The following is a 12,043-nucleotide window of genomic DNA, read 5'->3' as shown; positions in this document are numbered from 1 at the left end:
TTTTACAATGTCAATAGTATCAAATAATATTTTTAATAATTACAAAAAAACAACTTAATACTTTAGGCTTTAAAAATAAAAAATCCGTCCTGCAAAAACAAGACGGATCTGATTTAACTAATCTTCAAAGCTGATTGTATCTGCCCATTTTTCAAACCTGCTGCCGAAAATGAACTTATACCTTTCAAGACACTGAAAATCAAAAATATAATATTTCGTACCGCTTTTTATGCAGGTCATGTAATTATAAACTTCATTACCCTTGCTGTTCTCAATCGTCGCCTTTAAAACGTTGCCGTTAAGGCTCTCCTTTTCATAGCCGTTAGATGATTTCTTCTGCTCAAAAACCGTATCCATCATCGACATAAACATATCCTCAGTCATATACTCCATCTGATCCTCTGGAATATCCTTGAAATCAATCATTATATAACCGAAAAACACAAAACCGTTTTCATACGCCTCATCCTTAGCGTCAAACATACCGTTAGCACCGCTCATGGCAGACAATACTCCGCTGTCGTCAGATTCGTCCATAACCAGCGGAAGCTTTATGGAAAAGCCGTCAAAATCATAGGTCTTTGTAACAAGATTTCTAACGCAGAAATACCCGATACCTACAAGCAGAATCACTACTACAGTAATAACCGAAGTAAGAGCCTTATGACTCTTTTTGGACGGCTTAAGAGTAGCCGCGGCTTCATTTACGGCGTTCGGATTAGAACCGAATACCGTGCCGCTCTTGGATAGTCCCGGCATTTCTTCAAGGCGAGTTCCGCAATTTGAACAAAATTTGTCATTGATTCCTAATTCTGTTCCGCATACAGTGCACTTCATATTAATTACCCCCTATAAAATTTACTTTAAATGAAATTTATGAGTCAGCTCTTTTTTTTGCCTCAATATCGGCAAGAGCGTCCTTCCTTGAAAGATTGATCCTTCCCTGCTGGTCGATCTCCATAACCTTTACAACTATTTCATCGCCGATAGAAACGACGTCTTCCACCTTTTCCACCCTTGATTTATCGAGCTTGGATATATGAACCAGTCCGTCCTTGCCGGGAGCGATCTCAACAAACGCGCCGAAATTCATAATGCGCACAACCTTACCCTTATAGATAGCTCCTATTTCAGGATCGTTGGCAATGGTGTTGATAATGGAGATAGCCTGTTCAGCCTTAGCCTTGTCAAGTCCGGAAACAAATACGCTTCCGTCCTCTTCAATGTCGATCTTAACATCGCACTCAGCGGATATCTTCTGTATAACCTTTCCGCCTGAGCCGATAACCTCCCTGATCTTGTCGACAGGCACCTTGGTGGTAAACATCTTAGGCGCCCATTTGTTGACTTCCGGTCTGGGCTCGGAAATAGCCTTGAGCATTACCTCGTCAAGTATATAATTTCTTGCTTTATGTGTTTTTTCAAAAGCCTCCTTGATTATATCCGGCGTCAGACCGTCAACCTTAATATCCACCTGAATAGCAGTGATACCGTTCTTTGTTCCGCCTACCTTGAAATCCATATCCCCGTAGAAGTCCTCAAGCCCCTGAATATCAACCATAGTCATCCAGCTGCCGTCCTCTTTGGTTATAAGACCGCAGGAAATACCTGCAACGGGAGCCTTTATCGGAACTCCGGCGTCCATAAGAGCAAGAGTTGAGCCGCAGATAGAGCCCTGTGAGGTGGAACCGTTCGAGGAAAGAACCTCCGAAACCATTCTTATAGCATACGGGAACTCATCTGTGCTTGGGATTACAGGAACAAGAGCCTTTTCGGCAAGAGCGCCGTGACCGATCTCACGCCTTCCGGGACCTCTGGAGGGTCTGGTTTCTCCTACTGAATAGGAGGGGAAATTGTAATGGTGAATATATCTCTTGCTGTCCTCCTCGTCAAGACCGTCAAGTCTCTGAGAGTCGCTTACAGGACCAAGAGTACATACTGTCATAACCTGCGTCTGACCTCTTGTGAAAAGACCTGAACCATGTACTCTCGGAAGGAGTCCAACCTCCGCGGCAAGAGGTCTTATCTCGTCGATTCCTCTGCCGTCAACACGCTTGCCTTCATACAGCCAGTCTCTTACGATCGTTTTCTGAAGCTTATATACCACTTCGCCGATTATTTCCGGAAGCTGAGGATACTTCTCACTGAAGCTCTCCACTATCTCATCGGTAATGGGCTGCATTCTTGCGTCCCTTACATTCTTATCGTCGGTATCAAGCGCAAATTTTATCTTTTCGCCTACTGCTGCCATTATTTCATCCAGCATATCGTGGTCAAGCTCCATAGACTCAAATTCAAACTTGGGCTTTCCGATCTCAGCCTTTATTTCATTGATAAAGGCAACCATCTTTTTGATTTCCTCATGACCCTTGAGAATAGCCTCAAGCATAAGGTCGTCAGGAACCTCATCGGCTCCGGCTTCAATCATAACGATCTTCTCCATAGAACCGGCTACGGTAAGATTAAGATGATTTACCGCTCTCTGCTCCAGTGTAGGATTCAGCACTATTTCTCCGTCAACAAGACCTATGCTGATTCCGGCGATCGGACCCGCCCAGGGAATATCGGAAATCGAAATAGCTATTGAAGCGGCGATCATTCCCGCGATTTCAGGCGAACAGTCGGGATCGACGGCAAGCACTGTCATAACTACCGAAACGTCGTTTCTCATATCCTTGGGGAACAAAGGTCTGATCGGGCGGTCAACCATTCTTGAAGTAAGGATCGCCTTTTCCGTCGGCTTACCCTCTCTCTTCATAAACGAACCCGGAATTTTTCCTACAGAATAAAGTCTTTCCTCGTAATCAACCGAAAGAGGGAAAAAGTCGATTCCTTCCCTTGGCTTTTCAGAAGCCGTAACGTTAGCCATTACAACGGTTTCCCCGTATCTTACCCAGCAGGAGCCGTTGGAAAGCTGACAGGTCTTTCCGGTTTCAACAATAAAGGGACGTCCCGCGTATGTGGTTTCAAATTTTCTGTAGTTTTCAAACATTTGAATACTTCCTCCTATTAATAATCTCTATTGACAGGCGAAGCATTAGCAATAAACAGACCCCGCGACAGCCTCACGGATTCTGTTTAATGCTAAAATACTTTCGCCTCTCCAATACTTTCCGCTGAAATAAACACCAAAAGGCAGTGACAAATAATGCCTCTGCCTTAGTGCTTCTTTTTAAATTACTTACGGATTCCGAGCTTTTCGATTGTAGCTCTGTATCTCTCGATATCCTTTTTCTTCAGATAACCGAGAAGATTTCTTCTCTTACCAACCATTTTCAGCAGACCTCTTCTTGAATGATGGTCTTTCTTGTGAACCTTAAGGTGTTCAGTCAGGTCATTGATTCTCTTGGTAAGAATAGCGATCTGAACCTCAGGAGAACCGGTATCGGTTTCGTGAGTTCTGTTTGCTTCAATAACCGCGGTTTTTTCGTCTTTTCTAAGCATTTTTCGTACCTCTTTCAAAATATTTCCGATGTAAAAGAATATGGCGGGTAACTTTCCCCTTTCGGGCTTAACCCATATTCTGTTGCATGGATAGCGCTGTGCAGAACACAACAATAATCATTATACAGCAGTTTAGAAAAATTGTAAATAGTATTAATATAAAATTTACATTTTTTTATTTTTCACCTTAGCGGCGGTCAGAGTATTCTGCATAAGCATTGCGATAGTCATAGGACCTACGCCTCCGGGAACAGGCGTTATGTAGCCTGCCTTATCCTTACAGTCTTCAAAATCAACGTCCCCGCAGAGCTTTCCGTTCTCATCGCGGTTCATACCTACATCTATGACCACAGCGCCCTCCTTGATGTAGTCTTTTGTTATCATTTTAGCCCTGCCCACCGCGGCAACCAGAATATCCGCTCTCCGGCATACCTCTTTTAGATTTTCGGTCTTTGAATGACAGATAGTTACTGTTCCGCTCCTGTGCAGCAGCAGCATTGCCTGAGGCTTGCCGACGATATTGCTGCGTCCGATAACAACACATTCCTTTCCGGCAATTTCAGTGCCCGTAGACGCAATAAGCTCCATTACTCCGGCGGGCGTACACGGCAGAAAGCTGTAGTCGCCTATCATTATTTTTCCTACGTTCACCGGATGGAAGGCGTCAACATCCTTTTCAGGCAGAATGTTGTTTATTATGACCTTATCGTCAAGATGCTTTGGCAGAGGAAGCTGTACAAGAATACCGTTTACCTTGTCGTCGGCGTTCAGCTTCTGAACAAGCTCCAGCAGCTGCTCCTCGGTAGTATCCTCAGGCAGCGCGTATTCATATGAATTAAAGCCTACCTCCTCGCAGGCACGCTTTTTATTTCTCACATAAACCTTTGAAGCCGGATCCTCGCCGACTATAACCACTGCAAGTCCTACCTCGATTCCCTGCTCCTTAAGCGCAGCCGTTTCAGCCTTAATGCGCTCCTTGACCTGTGCAGATACCGCTTTTCCGTCAATAATCTTACTCATTTCCGTCATCCTCCGCTTCATTATCGGTTTTATCGTCAGACGCTTGATCTTCTTCAACATCGTTCTTTGAAACTTCTTCCGCGTCATCGTCTGCAAGAATAGACTTATAGCCGTCTGCTTCATCGGAAGCCTTGCTTTCCTCCGATTCGTCAGGCTCCTGCTTGGCATTCTTCCCGTACTTTTCGTCGTATTCCTTCTGTAGCTCGGCAAAGCTTTCGCCCTTTGCATTTGCTTCCTTGATCTTAGCCTTAAGCTCTTTTCTGCCCTTTCTTATTTCGTCATAGTTTTCATACTGGGCAAGCTGAGCCTTTGAAAGCTCGGTATCGCAGAAAAGCTTGTAATCGTCGCGCCTTTTTACCATGCTTCTCAGTACGATTATAAGCGCTACAGAAGCAAGCACGCAGGTTCCGGCTACAAGCTGGGAAACCTTTATGTTGGCAAGATACAGTGAATCGGTTCTGGTCGCTTCAATAAAGAATCTTCCGAAGCCGTACCAGCCGATATACATAAGAAAGACCTCTCCGTCAAATCTGCGGTGCTTCATATAAAGATGCAGCAGCACAAAGCCTATGATACACCAGATAGATTCATACAAGAAGCACGGATGTACCGGCGCGTAAGAGGATACGGCGCCGCCGAGATCATCATAGTGATCCGCTATATAGTTCATTGTGGCGCTGCTCATCATTCCCCAGGGAAGGTCGGTGTTACCGCCGAACGCTTCCTGATTGAAGAAATTTCCCCATCTTCCGACTGCCTGTCCTATAAGAAAACACGGAGCCACAACGTCCAGCAAAGCGGTAAGCTTAAGCTTTCTCAGCTTTGCAATTATTCCGCCTACGGCAACAGCGCCTATAACGCCTCCGTAGATCGCAAGTCCTCCGTCGCGGAAGCTGAAAAACTGGCTCATTGACATTTCCGAATTAAATACGATATAGTACAGCCTTGCTCCGAATATAGCTCCGACAAGACCTCCGATGACCGCGTCTGTGGCTCTGTCGGGATCGATCCCCACAGATTTCAGCTTTCTGAAGCCGTAGATCATTGCCAGCAGAATACCGAGAGCGATAAGAAAACCGTACCAATAAATATTAAAATCAGTTCCCGGGATTTTGAACATTACTCTGTCAAGGGAAAACCCCTCCTTAAATATGCTATCTTCGTTTCCTAGGTTGGGAAAAAAGACCTTGTCCGGATTATCAAGTATCTTTTGCCTCATTTCCTCGCTTACGTCTTTTGCGAGGAGCTGTAAAAGCTGCGTCATAAGTACGCCCATGCTCATAATGCGCTGTCGCCGCCGAATCTATACGGCATGGGCTTTCCTCCATTCTTAATATGATTTTCGGAGCGCCGCCCCGGGATTTAAAGCACAACCGTCCGATGTTCTAAGACAAAAATTTTCCGGCTTTGCTCTAAACCGCTGACCGGTTTATTATTTTCCGGCATGATTTTCAATTACGGACAGAGCCGCCTTTGAAGCGTCGAAAAGCGCCGTGAAAGCTTCGCAGATATCCTCGAACCTCAATTGCGCAAGTATATCAGAAGCAGTGAACGCGTCAGTCCCCTGCAAATGATTCTCAAACATCGTTTCAGCACAGTTCTCAACGTTGTTGAAGCCTCTTATCAGCGAACCGTAGCGCGATTTCTGTATGATCTCAAACAAACGGCGCTCAAGCCCTCCGTTTCCGGCTTCTTCTATCCTTTGCAGACAGCGCTTAAACACCTCGTCAGGATCTCTGGACTCTCCGCTGCATATGCAGGTGAAAAAGCCCTCCTCGGCATTGAACACCTCAAAAGAGAAGGATGAATTTATAAGTCCCTCTTCAAAAAGCTCCTTGTACCACGGAGTCATGGAACCGAAAAGCATCTGAAGCAGTATTCCTGCGCAGACCTCCATTTTAACCATTTCGACGCCCTTAAACGCCGGACATTTGAAGCCTGCTGAAAACAGCGGCGTTCCTACTGTATATTCCGCGCTGACGCGTCTTTTTACGATTTCCGGCGGTTCCTCCGGAAAAGCGACCTCAAGCTTTTTATCCTCCGCGGGTATAAGATATTTGTCGCATAATTCAATTACCTTGTCCTCGTCAACGTTGCCCGCGATACACAGCGCCATATTATGCAGATTATAAAACGTATAATAGCACTTATACAGCAGTTCCGGAGTTATCTGCCGGATAGAATCCACAGTTCCCGCAATATCAATTTTCACCGGATGATTGTGATACATCGCTCCGAGGAGATTGAAAAAGCAGGCTCTGTCGGGCGAATCGCTGCTCATTTTGATTTCCTGAGCGATTATGCCCCGTTCCTTTTCTACGTTCGCTTCGGTAAAATAAGGCTTCTGTACAAAGCTAAGCAGTATCTCCAGCGATTTTTCGTAATTTTCAGAACAGCTGAAGGTATAAGCTGTTTCGCAGAACGACGTAAACGCGTTGGCGGACGCTCCCGTTTTTGCATAAAGCTCAAAAACGTCGCAGTCCTCGTTTTCAAAAAGCTTGTGCTCAAGGTAATGGGCTATTCCGTCCGGCACGCTTATAAAATCGCCCGTATCCACAGTTCTGAAGCGGTTGTTCACAGAACCGTATTTTGTACCGAACAAAGCCTCCGTAGTTGTAAAGCCGTCCATTTTCCATACAAGAACGTCAAGACCTGACGAATGGCGGATCAGGGAATATTTATCACCTGTTCTTTCGCTCAGGATTATTTCCTTGGTATAGCTCAATTACAGGCACCTCCCTCGTTTGGTTTAAGAACAAAAACCGTATCCAGCTCGTAACGTCTGGCAGAATTTATGATATCCTCCCTTGTAACCGACATTATCAGTTGAGCAGCGTGGTCGGGAGAGTAAGAGGTCCCTCTTACAAACTGATAGAAATACCAGGCGTTCATATCACCCGCCGAATCGTAATTGGAGCGGAAGGCGCCCGAAACATACAGCTTTGTATTATACAGCTCCTGATCAGTAAAATCGCCGTTTTTCATAGCTTCAAGCTGTTTTGCTATCTCTTTTTCAGCCGTCGGTATCTTATCCGTATCCACTCCGCTGTCTACAAGCATTGTGTTTTTTCCCTCAATAAGCCCTGCCGCGCAGTAATAGCAAAGCGAAAGCTTTTCACGCACATTCATAAACAGCTTTGACGTAGGCGACCCTCCGAGCATTGCGCACATGACCTTTTCAGCGTAAATATCGCTCTTATCCGCTCCGGCTTTAAACGCCATTACCATTTTTGCCTGCGATATATCCATAGCTTCCTCCGCCCGGACGGGACTGCTCTTGCAGGGGGAAGGGGAGTAAAATACAGGCTTGCACGCAAGGCTTCTGTCAAGCCCGTTAAAAGCTTTAAGAACCTGAGCTTCAAGCTTACTCATATCCTGACCTCCGCAGAAGGTTATATCTACAGCCGCCTGTGACAGAAGCGTCATATATGCTTCCGTCAAGTCCTCAAGCGTAATGCTTTCAGCAGCGTCCGCCGTTCCCAGCGCCGGATAAGCGCAGGGCTCGTTTTCAAAAATTACCTGTCCGGCTTTCCACAAAGCATACTGCCGCTTGTTGTTGACCGAGCTTTCGATCTGATCTATAAGCTCCTGCTTGCGTAGCTGAAAATATTTTTCGCTGAAATGTCCGTTTTCAAGATGAGGGTCAAAAACGCAGTCAAGCAGCAGCTGAACAGCAGTCAGAGAAATTACCTCGCCGCCGATGGTATATTCGTCTCCTATAAAATTTATTGAAAGACCCGCCGTCTGGTAATCTCCTATCCTGTATGAAAACGCGTTGACGGACGAACCGTAAAGCTCCGCCATTCTTTCGGTAAGTTGCTCTCTGGAAGGATAGCTGCGATTGGAGGTCGCAAGCAGATCGACCAGAAGCGAATAAGCCGACGAGGTTTCTTCTTTTAAGGGAAGAATAAAACGTATAACGACACAGCCGGATTTAAATTTGCTGTCTTTTATGGAGGAAACAGTTATCCCTCCCGGACAGCTCTTATGTTCAAATAAATCAGACATAAGCTAATCTCCTTAATTTTCATTATGCAGCGCGCAGCTGCAAACACATAATATTATAGCACATCATTTTAAAAATTACCACTGTTTTCACAAGAATTTCATTCTGAACAAATTCTTTTTCCCCTCTACCTGGCAAAAAGAACATTTTTCTCTCCCGCCGCCTGCTGTAATTTCTTCAGCGTATCCTTGGTAAGGTTCATTGACGGAGCCGATTTAAAGGCGGTGGTTTTATTTAAGTCGGCAAAATATACAGTGAGCCTGTTACCGCCGACGCCGCTCGAAACAGCGATCTCTTTGATTTTTTCTATCAGCGTCCTGTCGCCTGAATGAACTCTTACAAAGATATTTCTGCTCATAGCCAGCTCCTCGAATCGCTGTACCGGCTCAGCAAGCTCGCAGATAAGCTTTGGATTTTCGTCCTCCTTAGCGGAGATTTTTCCTGATATGTGAACCATTGAGCCGTTTTTAAGAATCGACGAAGATACCTGATAAATATTAGGGAAAGCTATTATCTCCATCGTACCCGTCCTGTCCTCCGCCTGGACAAAGCACATTATATCGCCCTTTTTGGTCTTTAGATTCTTAACGTGGGTTATCATGGCAACTATATTTACAGTATCACCGTCCAGATAGCCCTTGACGTTTTCTGAGGAATACTTATGAATATCGGAAATATCGCTGCACTTTGAAGCATACGCGACAGGCATATACTCGTCAAGAGGATGTCCTGAAATGTACATTCCAAGCGCCTCATGCTCGAATTCCAGAAGCGCAGCGGGAGGATACTCTTCCGCCGGCTCTATGCCTTTATCCGTATAGCCGGCTGTTCCCATTCCGAAAAAATCAAGCTGTCCCGCAAGATTGGCTCGGCTTTCCTGCGCTGCCGACTGCATCAGTCTTTCATAGGCGTTTATCATTTCGTGACGGTTATTTCCGAGGCAGTCCATCGCTCCGCTTTTTATAAGCTGTTCTACGCCCTTAGCCGTTACTTCCTTTCCTGCCATGCGGGTGCAGAAATCCTGAAGACTTTTAAAATCCCCGTTTTCTTCCCTTTCACCGACTATCGAGTCGATCGCTCCTTCGCCCAGACTTTTTACCGCAAGCAGAGCAAATCTTATTCCGTCAGGCTCAGCCACAAATCCCCGTAAGCTTTTATTTACGTCTGCCGGAAGTATTTTGACTCCGTTTTTTACACAATCGTTCACATAGCCGTTAAGCTTGTCCGAGCTTTCAAGCAGGGTAACGGTCATAAGCGCCGCCATATACTCGCTGTAAAAATGGTATTTCAGATAAGCGGTCTGGTAAGCGATAGTAGCATATGCCGCGGCATGGGATTTATTGAACGCATATGAGGCAAAGGAGGTCATTTCGTCAAAAATCTCGTTTGCCGTATTTTCTGGAACTCCCCGTTTGACGCAGCCGTCGCACTGACCCTCTTCTCCCCAGATAAACGCCTTACGCTCATTTTCAAGGACGCCGTGCTTTTTCTTTGCCATAGCTCGCCGCACTATGTCCGCGCGTCCGTAGGAATATCCGGCAAGCTCTCTGAATATCTGCATTACCTGCTCCTGATATACTATACAGCCGTAGGTAACTTCCAGAATTTTTTTCAGAAGCGGATGCTTGTAGGTTACAAGCGAGGGATTATGGCGGTTTCTTATATAAGTAGGGATCGAATCCATCGGTCCGGGACGGTAAAGGGAAATAACCGCGATAAGATCCTCTATACCCGTCGGACGCAGTCTCATAACGGTGGATGTCATGCCGGCGCTTTCAAACTGAAAAACGCCCTCGGTTCTGCCCTGAGAAAACATTTCATATACCCCCTTATCGTCAAGGGGTATCTTCTCGGCGTCGAAATCGGGTATCTTTTTCCTTACCGCAAGCTGACAGTGATTTATGATAGTCAGGTTGCGCAGTCCCAAGAAATCTATTTTCAGTAATCCCAGACTTTCCAGCACCGTCATGGTATACTGAGTGGAAATCTGTCCGTCCCTGGCGTAAAGCGGAACGTAAAAATCCACCGGCTCCTTAGTAATAACAACTCCCGCCGCGTGGGTGGAAGCGTTTCTCGGCATTCCCTCAACCTTTACGGCGGTATCCAACAGCGCCTTTATCTTTTCGTCGCTGCTGTACATTTTTGAAACCTCGGGAACATTTTTTATGGCGTCCTCAAGCGCCGTGCCTCTCGGTATGGCTTTTGCAACGACATCTCCTGTCTGGTAGGAAAGTCCCATAGCCCGCGCGACGTCGCGCACCGCCGCCTTTGAAGCGAGCGTTCCGAAGGTCACGATCTGCGCCACATGATCTGAGCCGTATTTTCTGACTACATAGTCTATGACGCGCTGTCTGCCCTCCATGCAGAAATCAATATCGAAATCAGGCATTGAAACTCTTTCCGGGTTCAGAAAACGCTCAAACAGCAGGTTGTATTTCAAAGGATCTATTCCCGTAATGCCTATGCAGTAAGCGCACAGGCTTCCCGCTCCCGAGCCCCTCCCGCAGCCTACGGGTATCTTCTGAGTCTTTGCATAATGAACAAAATCCCACACTATAAGATAATAGTCGGTATAGCCCATCTTGGTTATTACAGAAAGCTCGTATTCAAGCCTTTCCTCGGCTTCCTCCGAGGGTGTTCCGTATCGCTCGGAAAGTCCGCGGCGGCACATATCCCTCAGAAATTTCTCATTGTCCTCCACTCCGTCGACATGAAAATACGGAAGCTTTGTTTTGCCGAATTCAAAGCTTACATTGCAGCGCTGAGCAATTTTTGAAGTATTTACTACCGCCTGAGGCGCCGACGGAAACAGCTCTTCCATTTCCGCCTGGGATTTTATATAGAATTCGTCCGTAGGAAATTCCAGCTTTGAAGGCTCGTTTATTGTAGTTGCCGTTGAAATGCACATCAGTATACGCTGAGAATACGCGTCCTCCCTTGTGATATAATGAGCGTCGTTGGTTGCGGCAAGAGGGATTCCGGTTTCCTGCGAAAGCTTTATAAGATAGGGTATTATTCTTTCCTGATCTGTAAATTTATGATTTTGTATCTCAATAAAATAGTTATCCCTGCCGAATATATCACGGTATTTAAGCGCCGTTTCCACCGCGCCGCTGTAATCGCCGTTGGAAAGCTTTCTCGGTATTTCTCCCGCCAGACAGGCGGACAGACATATAAGCCCCTCGTGATATTTTTCCAGCAGCTCGATGTCTACCCTCGGACGGCTGTAAAAGCCCTCTGTATAGCCTTTGGATACCAGCTTGATCAGATTCTGATAGCCGGTATTGTTTTCGCACAGAAGCACAAGGTGATACGGCGAGGAATCAATTTTCGGAAGCTTGTCAAGCCTTGTCCTCGGCGCAACGTAAACCTCACAGCCGATTATAGGCTTTATGCCCTGAGCCATGCACTCGTTGTAAAACTCCACCGCCGCAAACATATTGCCGTGGTCGGTAACGGCGCAGGCGGTCTGTCCCAGTTCCTTTACCCTCGCTACAAGCTCCTTTATACGGCAGGCGCCGTCGAGAAGAGAATATTCGCTGTGAACGTGAAGATGAACAAAATCCTCCATAG

General features: G+C 46.1%; 8 protein-coding genes. All 8 read right to left on the bottom strand.

Annotated features, from left to right (window positions below; all coding sequences use genetic code 11):
- Positions 1-117: 117 nt before the first annotated feature.
- Positions 118-837, bottom strand: a complete 720-nt coding sequence (locus EIH25_RS03285; protein ID WP_124098521.1) for a zinc ribbon domain-containing protein — start codon at positions 835-837, stop codon at positions 118-120.
- A 37-nt stretch (positions 838-874) separates the two neighbouring features.
- A complete protein-coding gene (locus EIH25_RS03280; RefSeq protein WP_124098519.1) occupies positions 875-2,992 on the bottom strand; it encodes a polyribonucleotide nucleotidyltransferase in 2,118 nt (705 codons plus the stop codon).
- Between the two features lie 185 nt (positions 2,993-3,177).
- The gene (gene rpsO / locus EIH25_RS03275; RefSeq protein WP_124098517.1) at positions 3,178-3,444 is read right to left on the bottom strand and encodes a 30S ribosomal protein S15; all 267 of its coding nucleotides are present in this window, start codon (positions 3,442-3,444) and stop codon (positions 3,178-3,180) included.
- Positions 3,445-3,609: 165 nt separating this feature from the next.
- Positions 3,610-4,464, bottom strand: coding sequence for a bifunctional methylenetetrahydrofolate dehydrogenase/methenyltetrahydrofolate cyclohydrolase FolD (gene folD / locus EIH25_RS03270; protein ID WP_124098515.1), 855 nt, complete (start codon positions 4,462-4,464; stop codon positions 3,610-3,612).
- Positions 4,457-5,746: a prolipoprotein diacylglyceryl transferase gene (gene lgt / locus EIH25_RS03265; RefSeq protein WP_124098513.1), complete on the bottom strand. Its 1,290-nt coding sequence runs from the start codon at positions 5,744-5,746 to the stop codon at positions 4,457-4,459. The genes folD and lgt overlap by 8 nt, the downstream gene beginning before the upstream one ends.
- A gap of 150 nt (positions 5,747-5,896) precedes the next feature.
- A complete protein-coding gene (locus EIH25_RS03260) occupies positions 5,897-7,189 on the bottom strand; it encodes a pitrilysin family protein (protein ID WP_243113074.1) in 1,293 nt (430 codons plus the stop codon).
- Positions 7,186-8,472, bottom strand: coding sequence for a pitrilysin family protein (locus tag EIH25_RS03255; protein ID WP_124098511.1), 1,287 nt, complete (start codon positions 8,470-8,472; stop codon positions 7,186-7,188). The genes EIH25_RS03260 and EIH25_RS03255 overlap by 4 nt, the downstream gene beginning before the upstream one ends.
- A gap of 125 nt (positions 8,473-8,597) precedes the next feature.
- On the bottom strand, positions 8,598-12,041 hold the full coding sequence (locus tag EIH25_RS03250) for a DNA polymerase III subunit alpha (protein WP_124098510.1): 3,444 nt from the start codon (positions 12,039-12,041) through the stop codon (positions 8,598-8,600).
- Positions 12,042-12,043: the final 2 nt, after the last annotated feature.

Origin of the sequence: Ruminococcus sp. Marseille-P6503, from assembly GCF_900604945.1 — a bacterium.
Classification (GTDB): Bacteria; Bacillota; Clostridia; order Oscillospirales; family Ruminococcaceae; genus FB2012.
The sequence above is the reverse complement of the archived record's forward strand: the minus strand, read 5'-3'. Positions and strand labels throughout refer to the sequence as shown.

What these genes read in the sequence shown, in the direction of transcription:
- EIH25_RS03285 (WP_124098521.1), bottom strand. Translation starts at nt 837, where the DNA reads ATGAAGTGCACTGTATGCGGAACAGAATTAGGAATCAATGACAAATTT.
- EIH25_RS03280 (WP_124098519.1), bottom strand. Translation starts at nt 2,992, where the DNA reads ATGTTTGAAAACTACAGAAAATTTGAAACCACATACGCGGGACGTCCC.
- folD (WP_124098515.1), bottom strand. Translation starts at nt 4,464, where the DNA reads ATGAGTAAGATTATTGACGGAAAAGCGGTATCTGCACAGGTCAAGGAG.
- lgt (WP_124098513.1), bottom strand. Translation starts at nt 5,746, where the DNA reads ATGAGCATGGGCGTACTTATGACGCAGCTTTTACAGCTCCTCGCAAAA.
- rpsO (WP_124098517.1), bottom strand. Translation starts at nt 3,444, where the DNA reads ATGCTTAGAAAAGACGAAAAAACCGCGGTTATTGAAGCAAACAGAACT.
- EIH25_RS03250 (WP_124098510.1), bottom strand. Translation starts at nt 12,041, where the DNA reads ATGGAGGATTTTGTTCATCTTCACGTTCACAGCGAATATTCTCTTCTC.
- EIH25_RS03255 (WP_124098511.1), bottom strand. Translation starts at nt 8,472, where the DNA reads ATGTCTGATTTATTTGAACATAAGAGCTGTCCGGGAGGGATAACTGTT.